Origin of the sequence: Citrobacter sp. RHBSTW-01044, from assembly GCF_013781945.1 — a bacterium.
In the GTDB taxonomy this organism is placed as follows: Bacteria; Pseudomonadota; Gammaproteobacteria; order Enterobacterales; family Enterobacteriaceae; genus Citrobacter; species Citrobacter braakii.
In genome coordinates, this window is the sequence record NZ_CP056180.1 from 3,203,365 (window position 1) to 3,220,116 (window position 16,752).

The following is a 16,752-nucleotide window of genomic DNA, read 5'->3' on the forward strand; positions in this document are numbered from 1 at the left end:
ACAAAATGTGAAAGTGATTTTTGCTGCTATTCGTTGACAAACAGTGATGTATCACAGACTTACGAGGCTACAACCACCCCGGCCACAGCTCGTGCATTGGCTCGTTTCGTGTCTCCTGTAACCTGCCATTACGGTAAATCAACGCCGCCTGGCCAAATCTCAAACCACTGCCCCGCATGAGAATGGCTATTTCATCGTCAGAACCTTCAAAACCCCGGCTTCGCAATTCCAGTTTTAACCGTCTGCGGGTTCCACCCTCCGTACAGTTATTGACAGAACTCCAAGGGGCGGCGTTGCCGCCAGAAAAACCCGCCTCCGCTGGCGCTTCGGCCAACTTCGCGACCTTCTGCCACTTCACCAGGCGCGTACATACCGCTGAATCTGGAACCAATGGAGAATAGATACCCTGAACGCGCTGCACGTCCTCTGCATATTCATTGCCCTGCTCTGTAATTTCATAAGCCAGACGAACAACCAGATCACGGCGGGCAACCAGTGCGCCACCCTGTGCCTGGGTGTATGCAGCCCAGTCCCCAACATCCGCAGCAGCCAGAACCGCATCCATTCTGCGGTCAGTCAGTACCTGATCACGCAACCGGCGCAGCTCACGCCAGACAGTCACCGGCGCACCGCCAATCTGCTGAAACTGGCGAATGCGCCAGCGTGAAGCCCATGCAGAAACGGATTTGGCCATATCCCGCAGGTTCTCCCCTGTTTCGTCGTCCTGCTCGCCATCCAGCGCAAACCCATCAATGTTTTTAGATATGTATTTGGCGATATAACCCGTAGCCGAACCTTTAGCGGGATCGATGGCTTCAACATGGAAACGTGCCTTTAGCGCGGTTGGCGTTTGCAGTTCTTCGGAGTCGGTAATTCTGGCGTGATAGCAAAGAATATCGCGCACGGCATCCACGTCACCAGGACGCATAAAAAGCAGCATGTGCCAGTGCGGAGTCCCATCGTGATGAGGCTCCACCACACGGAAACCAAAAACATGGATACCTGCCCGGGAAATAGCGGCGCGGGCTTTCGCCCATACACCACATAAGTAGCGCTGGGTGTCCTGCGGGGTGCAGCCATCCCACTGTGAAACAAAGCCCCCCTTGCTGTGTACCGCATGGAATCGCGATGGCGCAGTGATAGTGTAAAACTCACCGGCCAGCCCTTCTTCATTGGCCATATCTTCAAATCCTCTCATTCTTACCATTAGCTCACAGCGACGGATCGCCGGATTAGCAACGCTGCGGTGCACCATGCTGTCCAGTGCAATACGCAGCCCTTCATCATTCAGCAGGTCAAACTTTTTAAAGAACTCAAGGTTCCGCTTTTTCTGGTCTATCCATTCGCCCAGGGTTTTACGGGACACATAAGCGCTGGCCGCTTTCTGTACCTGCCCCACGGCAATGGCCATATGCTCACGCTGCATATCCCGCGCCCGCTTAAGACGCAGATACCACCATTCTGGTGCCATCATGCGGAGGATCCCAGATTCAGCCTTACGCGTTTCCAGTTGCCCACCATTAGCTTCATGTTCAGCCCAGTACGGCGGCTGATTGTTCAGCATCAGGGAACACGTGCATAAATGGCGGTAAGACTCCAGCGTACGGCGGCGCAGCTCTGCGGCATCGTCAGTACTGCCCACAAACTGATCGGTAAAGTCATACAGTGACTGGGAGATCCAGCCAGATATCTGGCCAGACAGTTTTTTGAGTTCCGGGCGGTCAAGTGACGGCAGTCGCTCCAGCGACTTACCGAAAGGAAGATCAAGTGCATCAGCGGCCAGTTTGTAACGTGCAGCCACTTTGCGCAGACGTGGCAATACATTCCCGCCGATAGTTTTGCGCAGGAATGTATTGGCACGGCGACGCCCGTCACGGCCAGCCAGCAGCTTTTCGTAACGGTTGCCAAAATACCCGGCTAACCAGTCGGGTATTTCATGCAGGTACTGGGAACGCCATTCATAATCCTGTGGGTTTAAAGCCCACAAACGGCGTTCTGTGATCGTTGCATCTGAAGGAGTGCCAGGCGCAAAGGTTTCACGCCGCCAGGCATTGACGGCATGGTGTTGGCCAGGCTCCAGCATATCAACCACGGTTAACCCACTTGCGCCAGAAATCTATCAGGAAGGCCACAAGTACGGCCGCTACCAGCGGTAGCCAGAAAACCGCACTCAGAGTGATTAACCCTAAGTCCTCAGCATCGTGATCAAATTCATCCTGGCATTCGTCCCATAAGAGAAAAACGAAAGTGATACAGGCAAACAAGGCATAAATACCGGTGATTATTTCCGCCATCATGCCACCACCGCCTTAACGTCGATCGCCGGGTTTGCAGGTGACTTAAGAATCAGCTCTGCGGCAACTTTCTGGCTTGCAGCTGCTGCACCCACACTGCGTGGCGCATTTACCCGCACAGCGTCAAATCCTGCATACAGGTAATGCACCATTTCCAGATCGCTGTTTGACGCGACAACCCTAATCCCACGCTCAGCCAGGCGACGCAGCTTACGCGCCAGCCGTCCCTGATCCATGTGCGAAAAACCGCGCTCATGGTAAGCGGTGAAATTGTCGGTATCAGTCAGGTAAGGCGGATCACAATAAACAACGTCATGCCCGTCCCTTACCAAATCAAGCGTTTCTGAATAGTGGGCAGTAATGAACGTTGCACGTTTCGCTTTTTCAGCAAAAGCGCGGATTTCATCAGCAGGAAAGTAGGTTTTTTTGTACTTACCAAACGGAACATTGAACTGGCCACGGCGATTGTATCGGCACAGGCCATTGAAGCAGTGACGGTTCAGATAAAGAAAACGCGCCGCAGCTTCCACAGATTCAGAACCAAAGGATTTGCCGGACTGGTTAAAGGCATCACGTACCGCGTAATAGAAAATTGCTCGATTTTCTTCATCACCTACTGAACCGGCAGAAAATAAAGCCTCCAGCTCAATAAGCAACGCATCGGTGTGATAAGCCATCGTCTTATACAGGTTTACCAGATCAGGATTCACATCAGCGATCAGGTACTCGTCATAATCCGTATTCATCATGACAGCACAGGAACCGGCAAAAGGTTCTATCAGGCGCTTACCCTCCGGCAGATGGGGAAGCAACTGCGGCATAAGGCGGGCTTTGCTGCCCACCCACTTAAGCGGAGTTTTTACTGCCATGCTGCACCGCCTTTACTGCAAATCGCTGCGGCTTCTTCGCGGATTAACTCAATGATTTCCGTTGCGCTTAAACCTTCATTGGCTGCATGGGTGGCCAGCTTATCCAGACGGGTGGAACACAGATCAGCAGCAGCGGCTTTACCTTCCTGCGTGGCTTGGGTGAGCATAGCCAGCAGGTCAGTGCCTGATTTTGTTGCGGGTAAATCCTGACGTGTCATGTGCATTTTGGTTTCCTTAAGGCAAAAGAATCCCCGGCCACCTAAGCTGTGGCCAAAAAAAATCATGTTGTTAATTAGTGAAAAGCGGGTTGTACAGTGACGGCGGAATGGTTCGGTGCAGGAATAAGGTGCAGCTCGTACGTTGTCCGCCACCACTCCTGGATCAGTGCTTTAATTTCGCCAACACCCAACGCACCGGCCGTGTAGAAAATTGCGCGGATCCCAGCCAGCGCTTCAATCTGTGCTTCTTTGCTTTCGGCCTCGCGGTACACGCAGCACCAGAAAGCGGCATTGATTGCCAGCCAGTGACGCGGATTAGTCATGTGCTCAGTGTCATTAAAGAAGAACGGATGCAGCGCAATGCGACCGTTTTTGCTGGTGCTTTTCTCTGCAAACGCCACGGCATAATTATGTGGAACGCCCCACACGGCCAGCTCAGCCCCTAACGATTTACCTTCAACGGAAATAATGGCCATCAGAGATTCCCCTGTTGTTGTAACTTATGGACGATATGAGGCGCGATAATCATCTGCGGACCCCGATTGTTATTGATTGGATAAACCCGCTTTATTGGACGGTTCGCGGTACTTTTAGAAAAATCACTGTCACGCAATGACCCGAATCCATTCATCGTCAGACGCGCACGGGAAATGCCGCAGCGCAGCTGAATCATTGCCCGGTAATCCAGACGCTCAAACAGTTCCCGCCAGCAGCATTTGCTTAAGTGGGCTTTGAATACACTCAAGCCAGAATTAACAGCGGCGGCATGGAGAACTACCCCGCGCCATTCCGGTGTTAATTTGTCCCACCAGTCAGCAGCCTCACTGCTGGTATTGAAGTATTTGCGGCGAATCTTTTTAATCTGATCCAGTCCGCGCTGTTGCTGTTCCTGACTAATTGCCATAGCGCCCCCCTATCCCCCCAACCAGGCGACGGACTTTTGTAGGCAAGAAACGTAAAACCACCCCGCCTTTCATTCGAACAGACTCATGCGCATTGAATTTATACGTGTGGCCAGGATTCCAGCGCTGACCGTTCGGTAGTTCTATCCAGCCCGTTGAACCGCTTGGCCGTTGCATGGCTGGTGATTCTTTTTTGAGGTAAGTAACAAACGCTTTCATGGTGCTCCCTCACATCAAGCCGGTGGCGTTAGCCGTCACCAGATCCACCGCTGCGGCCAGAGCAGGCGCAGACTGGATACGGCTTTCAACGGTATACGCCAGCACGGATAAGCTACGGATTGCATCGCGAGCGCGATCCAGAATTTGTGTACGGCGGGCGGCGGTCATATGACCAGTTGATACGGCTTCCCCAGCAATTGCGCCCACACAGGCTGTGGCACTCAGTGCGCACAACTGCATGTTGCCTTCTGTGGCATTGTTCACTGGTACGGATGGAAGGCAGTTAATCTGCCCCAGCATTCCATCCAGTAAACGCGCATCTTCGGTGTAATCCGTAATAGCTAAAAGCTCGTCACAGGTTAAACGGTGTGGCTGTGCTGGATTCAATTTGTTGCGCAGGATCTGCGGCCTCATGCCAACAGCAGCGGCCACATCTTCCAGATTGTGCTCAATCGCAAATGCTCGGCAAGCCGCATCAAAGTGCGCATGTTTGGAGGTTTGATAATCAAACATAGTCATTGCCCTCAGTCGGTCTCAAAATCGAACTAATTGATGGACACGTTGCAATCTGAGAGCGCATCGACAGTCATAGCCGCAATGTTGATCATAACTTTTTCGCGCTTTTTATCTTTGCGTAAGCGGTGCCGTATCAAGCGACCATCCGCTAGCATGTCATTGATTGTGTCAATTGATAGCCCAGTAAGTTCGCTATATTTTTCAATTGATACGGAAGGAACAGTCAACGTGATTGAAATGTGAGGAGTCATGATGCAAGATTCCTTTTTAAGTAAGTAAACCGTGTCTAGCGGTGTTCAATAGTGAAGACTCCAAATGAGCTTCAGTAGCAATATTACGTCTCATTTGGAGTTTGTCAACATGTAAGGTTCCAAAGGAGCATTAATGGATTTTAACAATGGTGGCCGTGAGGCTATTCTTCGTATGCTTGAGGCCTACGGAGTAAGTACTCGTAAGGCTCTTTGTGAGCGGCTTGGGATTTCAACAAGCACGATGAGCACCAGATGGATGAGAGACGTGTTCCCTGCTGACTGGATAATAAAGTGCTCAATTGAGACCGGCGTCCCAGTTGAGTGGCTTTCATTTGGAACTGGGAGTCCTAAGCCACCTCAAAAATCTTTAGGTATCCAATCAGCAAATGAAAATGTTCTTGCTGATTTGTTTTCCGTACCTCGAAAAAAAATCAAAGATGGGAAATTATTAGATTCAAATTTTTACCTACTCGACAAAGCGTTGGTGCCAGATTCTTTGCGAAAACCTATCGTAATCATGGATTCAGATCAGCTCTATTTAGCTGATCAACATTTTCACGAAGTGACCGATGGTAAGTGGGTGGTAGAGATAGAAGGGAAAGTGAGTATTAGAGAACTTACGAGAATACCTGTAGGAAGAGTCAAGGTTGGAGCACCCAATCCATGCCATTCATTTGAATGCTTTATCAGTGAACTAAACCCAATTGCACGATGCCATTTTTACTTACTGGTCAATTTGAATTAAAACCGTTACTGACAAAGGAAATCGATATGTCACGAAGTTTTGCGGTCTGGGGGTGTAGGGATTATCATAGTAGTTCAGGCTCGACCTACAACTCTGAACATAAGAATTTCATTGAAGAGTTGCATATTAATTTTTGGAACATAAGCGCTCATAAATTTGGCTATTTAGATTTTGGCATCACATTCAAAAAGCCTGAAGATGAAACTATTGCTAAGCATGGGGCAATATGTATATTCCTACCATTCGAAAAAGAAAATAATTTTTTTTCTGATCTTAGTGAAAACCTTGAATCAAGCAGAGATCTCGTAACTGCAGTTTTCAATGAATACCTTATTGACACTAAAACAGTAGATGGTAGACATTTAAAATTAGTGCTCGCCAATAAAGGAGACTTAGTTGTTAATACTAAGTTATCATTTAGCGGCGGCGAGCTTGATCATAGAGTCAAGATAACAAAAATCCACAATGGCACCTTACTAGCCTTTAAACTCAAGGATTGTCTCTCTTCCGAAGATGCTTGCAATCACTATTTAAGATTCCGTGTCCAAATTAATAAAGAAGATATCGGTCTTTTAGTGAAAACATTTTACCCCAAAGATCTCTTCCTTAAGAGTAGTATTGAGCGGTCTGATATCATCGATTTTAGGGTTAATGAGCAAAGAAACCTGCCCTCCGAAATAGCCACAACTCTTGCTAGCGCCGCTTGTACCCCTTTGAAATGCCATATTTTTATAATCCGCGATATGGTTGATGACTGTTCCGCATCCGGTTCAAATTATAAAGGTTCAAGAATTTTAGAGTCTGAGACATGGACAAAATATTTTAGCAAAGGAGTATCTTTCGGGTCTCATGATCCAATGATATATCATTGGAAAATATCAAATGATATAAATTCGAGACTTAATGATTTTTCTGTCGTCGTAAAATTTAAAAACACGAAATCTAAACTAAGCAAAATATTTGCATACATTTTCTACGGCGCAGCAATAACATTTGTTATGAAATTTGTACCAACAGAAAGCTTAGATAAAAACCTATTTATTTACGGTTCACTATCGTTAATAGCATTATATATAATCGCACATTTCATTAAATTTAGAAAATGACTTTTCAATGAGACATGGAGATTAAAATGGAAAATTTAAAGCACATTAGTTTTAATGAAGTAAACTTTGACGATGCTTTTTTTGACTCATTGAAAGCTGACTATAAAGCTGGTTTTGTAGAATGGTTTCACAAAAAAGCAAAAGATCTAAGAGAAAAAGCATACGTGCTCTACAATGAGGATGATTCAATTGATGGATTCATGTATCTAAAAATTGAAGATGGCGAGGTTACTGATGTTAACCCTTCATTGGCTGATTTAAAACATCTCAAAATAGGGACCTTTAAGTTTAATACGAAAGGTACATTACGAGGTCAACGTTTTTTGAAAAAGATATTTGACCACGCATTAAGTGAAAAAGTGAACGATATATATGTAACAGTTTTTGATAAGCATGATTACCTGATTAAACTTTTTTTAAATTATGGGTTTATAAAATACGGAAAAAAAGAATCTGAAAATGGTATTGAAAATGTTTTAGTAAGAGAAATGAGCACCGATGATCTCACTGGAGACCTTCTTGCCGACTATCCCTTCATCAACAACAGACATAAAGAAAACAAATACTTACTATCTATTTATCCAGATTTTCATACTCGTCTATTCCCAGACTCAAAACTTATAACTGAATCTCCAGATATTATTACTGACGTGTCTCACGCTAACAGTATAAGAAAAATTTACATCTGCGCCATGCAAGATGTAGCAAATATAAAAATGCATGACATTCTCGTAATTTATCGAACTTCAGATAAAAAAGGTCCAGCTCATTATCGTTCTGTTGCTACATCTCTATGTGTCGTAGAAGATGTTAGAGATATTTTTTCATTCCCAACAGAGCAAGATTTTATTAAATATTGTGCTCGGTATAGTGTATTTACCGAAACAGAATTGAGAAGTTTTTATAAAACAAAGAAATACCCCTATATTATAAGTTTTACATATAATCTTGCTTTACCGAAAAGAATCACTCGTGCTAAACTAATAGAAGACGTTGGTTTAAATCCACAAGCATATTGGGGTGTATTAAAATTAACCGACAGAGAATTTGACAACATTATTAAACTTGGTGCTGTAGATGAAAGTATTATTGTCAATTAAACCTGAATTTGTTGAAAAGATTCTTGATGGAACAAAAAAGTTTGAGTTCAGAAAAGGAATCTTCAAAAATCCAGATGTTAAATCTGTGGTTATTTATTCAACAATGCCTGTAGGGATGATTGTTGCTGAGTTCGATATTGCTGATGTTATTGAAGATAAACCCAGCAATGTCTGGAAAAAAACCAGCCGTTATGCGGGTATCAGTAAACAATTTTTTGATTCTTACTTTCAAAGCAGGGATAAAGCCTTTGCGATTAAGATCGGTGATTTGAAAGTCTATGAACAACCACGTTTGCTAAGTTCATTAGGTGACAACATAACAGCACCGCAGTCATACCGATACCTATGATGTATAAGGTTCTTAACATCATACATTGACACTGTTTATACATACAGTAAAAATGCTCTCCAAAAGGAGGGCATTTTTTATGTCAGTACGAAAACTCACCACCGGAAAATGGATTTGTGAATGCTATCCCGCAGGTCGTAGCGGACGCCGCGTGCGTAGGCAGTTCGCTAGTAAAGGTGAAGCGTTAGCGTTTGAACGGCACATGATGGATGAGACTGAGGCGAAACCCTGGCTGGGCGAATCGGTAGACCGCCGGACGCTAAAAGATATCGTCGAACTCTGGTACAAGCTGCACGGAAAATCTCTGACCGCAGGCGAGCATGTTCACGACAAGCTGATCCTGATGGTCGATGCTCTCGGAAATCCCCTCGCCACTGATTTAACATCCAAAATGTTCGCGCACTATCGCGATAAACGCCTGACGGGTGAAATCTACTTTAGCGAAAAATGGAAGAAAGGAGCCAGCCCGGTAACTATCAATCTTGAGCAAAGCTATATGAGCGGAGTGTTTAGCGAGCTGGCACGACTTGGAGAATGGACTGCGCCAAACCCATTGGAGAACATGCGCAAATTCACCATCGCAGAAAAAGAGATGGCCTGGCTGACACATGAACAAATCACTGAGCTATTGTGCGACTGCAAACGCCAAAGCCCCCTACTCGCCCTAGTTGTCAAAATCTGTCTGAGTACCGGTGCCCGCTGGCGCGAAGCTGTAAACCTGACTCGTTCTCAGGTTACAAAATACCGGATCACATTTGTCAGGACTAAGGGCAAAAAGAACCGCAGCATTCCAATCAGCAAAGAGTTGTATGAGGAAATCATTGCCTTGGACGGTTTCAAGTTCTTTACTGACTGCTACTTCCAGTTTTTATCTGTGATGGAGAAAACTTCTATCGTGCTGCCGCGCGGTCAGCTTACCCACGTTCTGCGCCATACGTTTGCAGCACACTTTATGATGTCAGGCGGTAACATCCTTGCTCTTCAGAAAATCCTTGGTCACCACGACATAAAAATGACCATGCGCTATGCTCACTTGGCCCCTGATCACCTTGAAACAGCGCTGCGCTTTAACCCATTGGCTACCCTACCAAATGGCGACAAAGTGGCGGCAGCGGTTGGCATTGCCCCGTAATCGCCACTCCTTATCACTAACCTAACTTATTGATTATCTTGTAACTCATTGTTTTCACTAACCCGTTTACATAAATGGGTTTTTTGTTGCCTGAATTTTGCGATCGCTGACTCCCTCCCCCGAAACTCTCTCTCACATTTGCAGCATGCTGGTTATGACACATACTTTTAGTCAGAGCTAAATGGTAATAGGTGGTTGCTATGTTACTCGCAGGCAAAGTCGCGGTAATTTTCGGTGGCAGCGGCGCTATAGGCAGTGCAGTTGCGCATGCCATGGCGCGTGAAGGCGCCCATGTGTATCTGGGCGCGCGCAGTCAGGAAAAGCTGGATTGGGCGGCCAGTAGTATTCGAACCGCGGGCGGTGCCGTCGAAACCTTTGTCGCCGATGTCCTCGACGAATACGGCACCTCAAAACAAGTTACTCACCTTGCGCAGCAAACCGGTGGAATAGATGTGGCGGTTAACGCAACCGGCTTTATGCATGAACAGGGCAAACGCATCGAGGCGTTATCCCTTTCTGAGTTTATGAGCGGTATCACCCCTTTCCTCTCGGCGCAGTTCAATATCGCAAAAGCCGTAACGCCACACATGGGCGGCAATCGTGCGGGCGTCATTCTCACCGTTGTTGCGCCTGCGGCCCCGATGGCGATACCTGGACATCTGGGACACATCGTTGGCTGTGCGGGAACAGAGGCCTTTCTTAAAGCGCTCGCCAGCGAACTGGGGCCGGCGAATATTCGGGTCGTCGGCGTGCGCTCGCATGCGATTGTGGATGCCGTTCAGGCCGGTTCCTATACCGGGGAGATTTTTACCGCTAAAGCGCAGTCCATGGGTATTACCGTCGCACAATGGTTAGCTGGTGCGGCGCAAAGTACCATGCTTGGGCGTCTGCCTACGCTTGCACAAATCGCTGAGGTAATGACCTTTCTGGCTTCAGACCATGCCGGAGCAATCACCGCAACGGTGGTGAATATTACCGGCGGCGCTATACACAACTGACCGTTGCGGGCAACCCCGCAATACGCTCCACCATCAGCAAGATATCTTCTCGCCGCAGCGGCTTTTTGTCCGTGACAAAATGCAGCGTCATCCCTTCAATAAACGCATCCAGCGCCCGCGCCGTAACCGGAGCAAACCACTGCTCCAGCGTTTGTTGGCTGCGTAACATCCAGTTTTGCATCACCGTTTTTAGTGCCGGTTTACGGCTGGCGAAGGCATACAGCTGATACATGAGTTCCATGTTATCGGGTGTCGTGACCTGGGAGCTGTAAATCATATCGGTAATCGCATGGCAAGCCTGCGACGCATCCGCAACGTCGGCAAAAAAAGCCTGATACTGCAGCATCATCCTGTCAGTAAAACGGTCAAACGCCTCCATTAAAAGCTCATCAATTCCCGAAAAGTAATAGGTCATAGAACCCAAGGGCACCTGAGCAATTGTCGCAATCTTCCGATGTGTAACCGCATGAATACCGTGGGCTATTACCGCATCCAGAGTCGCCTGAACTATTTTTTCCCGCCGTTGCGGATCGTTCGCACGTCGCACTGCATTACCTCTTCTTGCATTTGTGTACAAATGTACACAACCTTGCTAAGGTTGTCTTCTTTCCTCTTTTCTTCGGCTCGAATTCATGACTGGCATCTCATCACGCAAAGCCTTAAGACGTCGCACCTGGGCACTGTTCACGTTCTTCTTTTTACCAGGATTATTAATGGCTTCCTGGGCAACGCGTACCCCTGCCATCAGAGATATCCTCTCCATCTCAACCGCCGAAATGGGCGCGGTGCTGTTTGGACTTTCAATTGGTTCGATGAGTGGCATTCTTTGTTCGGCCTGGCTGGTGAAACGATTTGGCACGCGTAAAGTGATCCGCACCACCATGTCTTGCGCAGTCCTCGGAATGGCAATCCTCAGCGTGGCGCTCTGGCTGCATTCCGCATGGCTTTTCGCATTTGGTCTGGGCGTGTTCGGCGCCAGCTTTGGCGCAGCAGAAGTTGCCATCAACGTCGAAGGTGCGGCTGTTGAGCGCGAAATGAATAAAACCGTACTGCCGATGATGCACGGTTTTTACAGCCTGGGAACGCTGGCGGGTGCCGGAGTCGGGATGATGCTTACCGCCTTCAGCGTACCGGCGACCGCGCATATCTTGCTGGCGGCGATGGTGGCTATCACCCCTATCTTCATCGCCATCAAAGCCATTCCTGACGGCACGGGTAAAAATGCCGCTGACGGGTCTCGCTCCGGCGAAAAAGGGCTGCCTTTTTATCGCGATATTCAGTTATTGCTGATTGGCGTCGTGGTGCTCGCAATGGCATTTGCTGAAGGTTCCGCCAACGACTGGCTTCCGCTGCTGATGGTGGACGGACATGGATTTAGCCCGACATCAGGCTCGCTGATTTATGCCGGATTTACGCTGGGCATGACCGTTGGACGATTTACCGGCGGCTGGTTCATCGACCGCTACAGCCGCGTCGCGGTAGTGCGCGCCAGTGCGCTTATGGGGGCTCTTGGGATTAGCCTGATTATTTTTGTCGACAGCACTTGGGTGGCGGGTGTTTCCGTTATTCTGTGGGGACTCGGCGCATCACTGGGCTTCCCACTGACCATTTCGGCTGCCAGCGACACCGGCCCCGATGCGCCAACCCGCGTCAGCGTTGTCGCCACTACCGGCTATCTGGCATTCCTGGTTGGACCACCGCTGCTGGGCTACCTGGGTGAACACTACGGCCTGCGTAGCGCTATGCTGGTGGTGCTGGCGCTGGTGCTTGTCGCCGCCATCGTCGCGAAAGCGGTGGCAAAACCGGATCTCAAAAACACCACTGTGATGGAGAACAGCTAATGCGTATCAAACTGATTGCAGTCGACATGGACGGCACATTTTTAAGCGACCAAAAAACCTATAATCGTGAGCGCTTTATGGCGCAATATCGCCAGATGAAAGAACAAGGGATCCGCTTTGTGGTCGCCAGCGGCAACCAGTATTACCAGCTCATCTCCTTTTTCCCTGAACTGGCCAGTGAAATCTCATTTGTCGCCGAAAACGGCGGATGGGTGGTCAGTGAAGGGGAAGATGTCTTTAACGGCGAGCTGGGAAAAGACGATTTCCAGGCGATTGTGGAACATCTGCTGACACGTACGGACATCGACATTATCGCCTGCGGTAAAAATAGCGCCTATACCCTGAAGCGGTACAGCGATGAGCATAAGACGGTTTCCGCCATGTATTATCATCGTCTTGAATTTGTGGATAATTTTGACAACCTCAACGACATTTTCTTCAAGTTCGGGCTAAATATTTCAGACGATCGTATCCCCCAGGTGCAGGCTGACCTCCATGAGGCGATTGGCGACATTATGGTGCCGGTACATACCGGCTACGGCAGCATCGATTTAATTATACCCGGTGTGCATAAGGCAAACGGGCTGCGTCTGCTGCAACAACGCTGGAATATTACCGACGATGAGGTTGTTGTGTTTGGCGATGGCGGCAATGATATTGAGATGCTGCGTCAGGCAGGATTTAGTTTTGCAATGGCGAACGCCCATGAGCCGGTTATCCAGGCGGCAAAATATCGCGCAGGGTCGAACAACGAAGAGGGCGTGCTGGATATTATCGACCGCGTGTTAAAGAATGAAGCACCGTTTACGCAATAACGCCTTAGCACAGACGGCAACAAAATGATGGCATGATCTATTCATAATCCGCCTCAAATTAACCCGCTGGATTATTACCTCCAGTGAATATTCAGACGAGCGGATTATGAAGAAAAGTGTACTGATAGCGACATTGTTACTGGGTTTTGCGGGGACAACATTTGCGCAAAGCGTTACCGTTGATGTACCAAGCGGTTATAAGGTGGTGGTAGTGCCCTCTTCCGTCAGCGTTCCGCAGGCGGTGAGCGTTACCACAGCGCCACAAACGGTGTATGTTGCTCCGGCGCCTGCCCCGGCGCCTGTCTATCGCGCACATCCTTATGCGCGACATGTTGCAAGCGTCGGTGAAGGAATGATCATCGAACACCAGATTGACGATCACCACTAAGTTTTTGCCTGGCCCGGGCAACCGGGCTTTAACCTTCCCGTGAATCCCCTACCCGTTTATCTTTCAGGAAGATAACCATCAGAATCACCCACAGTACGCCGCTTGCCAGATTGAACAGGCTGAACAAGCCGTTTCCTCCGAGCAGATAAGCGTGTTTACTCAGCTCAATACCGACGGTAAAAATCAGCATCTGCAACATACCCATGGCGGCAGAAACCGTGCCCTTACTCATTTCACTGGCAAACAGCGTCAGACGTACCAGTCCCGCATTCGCCACGCCAATACCAAATGCATAGATGCTTAAACCCGCCGTCATCCATAGATAAGCATGGGATGACACCACCGTGGCCGCAGCGGCAATCACCAGCCCGACGGCGATTGGCCAGCCGCCCATGATAATCAGCGAACGTACGGTTTTTCGCGAGGTCAGGCGCGCCAGTACCAGGTTACCGGCAATCAACGCGCCAAAAATCGGTACCTGCAACAGGCCATATTCGTAGCTGCTGAGATGTTCACCGCTGATGATAATAATCGGGGACTGCGCAATCCACGCCAGTAACGGCAGGCTGACAAAACCCAATGCCAGCGCGCCTGCAACGAAGCGCACGTTCCTCAGCACCAGCTTATAATCTTTGCCCAGCTCTTTAATCGACAGCTTTTCACCAAGCCGGGTTGCCGTCTCCGGCATCGCGCGTTGCAGACCAAAAAAAGAGATGGCGGCCAGGGCGGCAAACAGGATAAACATCCCTTCCCACGGCAGAACATGTACCCAGGCTGCACCGACCAACGGCCCCAGCAGGGGCGCAATCAACGCTACGTTTGCCATCAGCGCGGTAATTTTTATGCACACCGCTTCTTCAAAGGATTCCTGAATTGCGGCGTAACCCACCGCGCCAATAAAGCACAGGCTTATCCCTTGTAAAAAACGCAGGAAGGTAAATTGCTCAATATTCTGCGCAAGCAGGGTTGCAAGGCAGGTCACAATGAACCAGAGCACGCCGGTTAACATCACCGGGCGACGTCCAATTCGATCCGACAGCGGTCCTAATAACCACTGCAAAAACATGCCGCCAGCCAGATAGGCGGTCATGGATGTGGGCACCCAATCTAATCCGGCATTATATTGCTCCACCACCGCCAACATTCCGGGCTGGATCATATCGTTGCCGATATAAGTAGAGAATTCGTAAAGCACCAGACAGAGAGGGAAAAGTAATGCCTGACGCCCCAAACGGGCGCCTGAAGATAAACGGTTCTGCATGCAGTCTCTTAACTATAGAAAAATCGCGCAAAGTGTAATAAATGCGCCGTACTGGTGATAGTGAATTATGTGATTTGAAAGCAAATTGCGCACATTTTTACACTCATTTGCTCAGGAACATTTTGCGTTAAGGTTAATTTAAGTTGAGACCGCTATCATGTTCAATAAGTCTCATTAATTGTCTGAAAAATAGTCATTTAACAGACAAATAAGACAAGACCGCTTTTTATCCCGTGAAAGCAATTTTATGCTCTCCCCTCTTGGGCCTTTTTAACGATTACACTGAGTCTGGACGTTATGCTGGAAAATCTGAACAACTCACTTTTTTATCTCATCAATGCCACGCCGGACTCTGCGCAATGGATGATATCGCTTGCCATTTTTATTGCCAAAGACCTGATTAACATCGTACCGCTGTTAGCCGTTGTGCTTTGGCTTTGGGGGCCGCGGGCCCAGGTTACTCTCCAGCGCCAGTTAGTTATAAAAATGGCGATTGCGCTGATCGTCGGTCTGACGATTTCATGGCTGATGGGGCATCTGTTCCCTCACGATCGTCCGTTTGTTAACCACATCGGTTACAACTTCCTGCATCATGCGGCGGATGACTCTTTCCCGAGCGATCACGGTACGGTTATCTTTACCTTTGCACTGGCTTTCTTGTTCTGGCATCGCCTGTGGACGGGCGCTCTGCTGATGGTCGTTGCTGTGGCGATTGCCTGGTCGCGGGTCTACCTTGGCGTACACTGGCCGCTGGATATGCTGGGAGGATTACTCGTCGGGCTGATTGGCTGCCTGAGCGCCCAGATGATCTGGCAGCGGTTTGGCACGCCCCTGTACCTCGGCTTGCAAAATTGCTATCGCGCCTGCTTCGCTCTGCCCATCCGTAAAGGCTGGGTGCGTGACTAACCCACGGTAAAAAGAGTAGTATTAAGCGCGATACTGAGCACTTATTCTACTCTCCAGGGGAACTATGGAAACTCGACGCGACGAGCGTATTGGTCAATTACTGCAGGCGCTGAAACGCAGCGATAAATTACACCTCAAAGAAGCCGCGACGCTGCTGGGCGTATCTGAGATGACCATTCGTCGCGACCTGAATAATCACGATGCTCCCGTCGTCTTGCTCGGGGGCTATATTGTTCTGGAACCCCGCAGCGCCAATCACTATTTAATCAGCGATCAAAAATCCCGACTGGTTGATGAAAAGCGCCGTGCCGCCCAGATGGCGGCAAGCCTCGTGCAGGCACATCAGACTATCTTTTTCGACTGTGGTACCACCACGCCGTGGATCATTGAGGCTATCGACAATGAATTGCCTTTCACCGCAATCTGCTACTCGCTGAATACGTTTCTGGTGCTGCAGGAAAAACCGCAGTGCCGCGTCATTCTGTGTGGTGGCGAATTCCATGCCAGCAACGCAATTTTCAAACCGCTTGATTTCCAGGAAACGCTGAACAACCTGTGCCCGGATATCGCTTTTTATTCCGCAGCTGGCGTTCATATTGAGAAAGGCGCGACCTGTTTTAACCTGGAAGAGCTACCGGTGAAACACTGGGCGATGTCGATGGCGCAGCATCACGTGCTGGTGGTCGATCACAGCAAATTTGGTAAGGTGCGTCCTGCGCGGATGGGTGAAGTAAAACGCTTTAATACCATCGTCAGCGATAGCCGTCCTGACGAGGCGTTTGTTGAGTACGCGAAAGCGCAACGTATCAAACTGATGTATTAAGCGATACTGCCGGATGGCG

Annotated in this window: 22 protein-coding genes; 11 read left to right on the forward strand and 11 right to left on the reverse strand. The window is 48.8% G+C overall.

The window, feature by feature from the left end; all coding sequences use genetic code 11:
* Positions 1–67: 67 nt before the first annotated feature.
* The 9 genes from HV352_RS15630 to HV352_RS23740 form a co-directional block, all read right to left on the reverse strand.
* The gene (locus HV352_RS15630) at positions 68–2,083 is read right to left on the reverse strand and encodes a replication endonuclease (RefSeq protein WP_181635481.1); all 2,016 of its coding nucleotides are present in this window, start codon (positions 2,081–2,083) and stop codon (positions 68–70) included.
* Position 2,084: 1 nt separating this feature from the next.
* Entirely contained in the window at positions 2,085–2,297 is a 213-nt protein-coding gene (locus HV352_RS15635; protein ID WP_048998144.1) for a hypothetical protein, read from the reverse strand.
* Positions 2,294–3,163, reverse strand: coding sequence for a Dam family site-specific DNA-(adenine-N6)-methyltransferase (locus HV352_RS15640; RefSeq protein ID WP_181634866.1), 870 nt, complete (start codon positions 3,161–3,163; stop codon positions 2,294–2,296). Before HV352_RS15640 ends, HV352_RS15635 begins: the two co-directional genes overlap by 4 nt.
* The gene (locus HV352_RS15645) at positions 3,154–3,387 is read right to left on the reverse strand and encodes a DUF2732 family protein (RefSeq protein ID WP_048225950.1); all 234 of its coding nucleotides are present in this window, start codon (positions 3,385–3,387) and stop codon (positions 3,154–3,156) included. The genes HV352_RS15640 and HV352_RS15645 overlap by 10 nt, the downstream gene beginning before the upstream one ends.
* 68 nt (positions 3,388–3,455) lie before the next feature.
* Complete coding sequence (locus HV352_RS15650; protein WP_003838010.1) at positions 3,456–3,857, reverse strand: hypothetical protein; 402 nt, start codon at positions 3,855–3,857, stop codon at positions 3,456–3,458.
* Complete coding sequence (locus tag HV352_RS15655) at positions 3,857–4,285, reverse strand: hypothetical protein (protein ID WP_048225952.1); 429 nt, start codon at positions 4,283–4,285, stop codon at positions 3,857–3,859. The genes HV352_RS15650 and HV352_RS15655 overlap by 1 nt, the downstream gene beginning before the upstream one ends.
* On the reverse strand, positions 4,275–4,502 hold the full coding sequence (locus HV352_RS15660) for a phage filamentation protein Fil family protein (protein ID WP_181634867.1): 228 nt from the start codon (positions 4,500–4,502) through the stop codon (positions 4,275–4,277). The genes HV352_RS15655 and HV352_RS15660 overlap by 11 nt, the downstream gene beginning before the upstream one ends.
* A gap of 9 nt (positions 4,503–4,511) precedes the next feature.
* Positions 4,512–5,015 (reverse strand): phage regulatory CII family protein, encoded by a 504-nt coding sequence (locus HV352_RS15665; protein ID WP_181634868.1) that lies wholly within the window; start codon positions 5,013–5,015, stop codon positions 4,512–4,514.
* Positions 5,016–5,047: 32 nt separating this feature from the next.
* The gene (locus tag HV352_RS23740; RefSeq protein WP_032411932.1) at positions 5,048–5,269 is read right to left on the reverse strand and encodes a hypothetical protein; all 222 of its coding nucleotides are present in this window, start codon (positions 5,267–5,269) and stop codon (positions 5,048–5,050) included.
* A 133-nt stretch (positions 5,270–5,402) separates the two neighbouring features.
* On the opposite strand from HV352_RS23740, the gene HV352_RS15670 reads away from it, so the two are divergent.
* The 6 genes from HV352_RS15670 to HV352_RS15695 all read left to right on the forward strand — a co-directional run bounded on the left by HV352_RS15670 (position 5,403) and on the right by HV352_RS15695 (position 10,699).
* Positions 5,403–6,014: a phage repressor protein CI gene (locus HV352_RS15670; RefSeq protein ID WP_048225955.1), complete on the forward strand. Its 612-nt coding sequence runs from the start codon at positions 5,403–5,405 to the stop codon at positions 6,012–6,014.
* Positions 6,015–6,040: 26 nt separating this feature from the next.
* A complete protein-coding gene (locus HV352_RS15675; RefSeq protein ID WP_048225957.1) occupies positions 6,041–7,120 on the forward strand; it encodes a hypothetical protein in 1,080 nt (359 codons plus the stop codon).
* Positions 7,121–7,146: 26 nt separating this feature from the next.
* Positions 7,147–8,220, forward strand: coding sequence for a hypothetical protein (locus tag HV352_RS15680; RefSeq protein ID WP_048225959.1), 1,074 nt, complete (start codon positions 7,147–7,149; stop codon positions 8,218–8,220).
* Entirely contained in the window at positions 8,198–8,569 is a 372-nt protein-coding gene (locus HV352_RS15685; RefSeq protein WP_032428730.1) for an ASCH domain-containing protein, read from the forward strand. The genes HV352_RS15680 and HV352_RS15685 overlap by 23 nt, the downstream gene beginning before the upstream one ends.
* 79 nt (positions 8,570–8,648) lie before the next feature.
* Entirely contained in the window at positions 8,649–9,701 is a 1,053-nt protein-coding gene (locus HV352_RS15690) for a tyrosine-type recombinase/integrase (protein ID WP_048225960.1), read from the forward strand.
* A 200-nt stretch (positions 9,702–9,901) separates the two neighbouring features.
* Positions 9,902–10,699, forward strand: coding sequence for an SDR family oxidoreductase (locus tag HV352_RS15695; RefSeq protein WP_181634869.1), 798 nt, complete (start codon positions 9,902–9,904; stop codon positions 10,697–10,699).
* Here the strand turns inward: HV352_RS15695 and HV352_RS15700 are convergent.
* Positions 10,686–11,246 (reverse strand): TetR/AcrR family transcriptional regulator, encoded by a 561-nt coding sequence (locus HV352_RS15700; protein WP_181634870.1) that lies wholly within the window; start codon positions 11,244–11,246, stop codon positions 10,686–10,688. The two genes, HV352_RS15695 and HV352_RS15700, sit on opposite strands and share 14 nt — an antisense overlap.
* A gap of 85 nt (positions 11,247–11,331) precedes the next feature.
* Here HV352_RS15700 and HV352_RS15705 point away from each other — a divergent pair, with 85 nt between their 5' ends.
* The 3 genes from HV352_RS15705 (at position 11,332) to HV352_RS15715 (ending at position 13,743) form a co-directional block, all read left to right on the forward strand.
* A complete protein-coding gene (locus HV352_RS15705; RefSeq protein WP_032946991.1) occupies positions 11,332–12,540 on the forward strand; it encodes an MFS transporter in 1,209 nt (402 codons plus the stop codon).
* A complete protein-coding gene (locus HV352_RS15710; RefSeq protein ID WP_049270791.1) occupies positions 12,540–13,355 on the forward strand; it encodes a Cof-type HAD-IIB family hydrolase in 816 nt (271 codons plus the stop codon). Before HV352_RS15705 ends, HV352_RS15710 begins: the two co-directional genes overlap by 1 nt.
* Before the next feature lie 106 nt (positions 13,356–13,461).
* Entirely contained in the window at positions 13,462–13,743 is a 282-nt protein-coding gene (locus HV352_RS15715) for a hypothetical protein (RefSeq protein WP_019076373.1), read from the forward strand.
* Between the two features lie 28 nt (positions 13,744–13,771).
* Here the strand turns inward: HV352_RS15715 and HV352_RS15720 are convergent, their stop codons facing one another.
* Entirely contained in the window at positions 13,772–15,004 is a 1,233-nt protein-coding gene (locus HV352_RS15720) for an MFS transporter (RefSeq protein WP_047501216.1), read from the reverse strand.
* A gap of 297 nt (positions 15,005–15,301) precedes the next feature.
* Here HV352_RS15720 and ybjG point away from each other — a divergent pair, with 297 nt between their 5' ends.
* On the forward strand, positions 15,302–15,910 hold the full coding sequence (gene ybjG / locus HV352_RS15725) for an undecaprenyl-diphosphate phosphatase (protein WP_016152399.1): 609 nt from the start codon (positions 15,302–15,304) through the stop codon (positions 15,908–15,910).
* Between the two features lie 64 nt (positions 15,911–15,974).
* A complete protein-coding gene (deoR, locus tag HV352_RS15730; protein WP_019076372.1) occupies positions 15,975–16,733 on the forward strand; it encodes a DNA-binding transcriptional repressor DeoR in 759 nt (252 codons plus the stop codon).
* Positions 16,734–16,752: the final 19 nt, after the last annotated feature.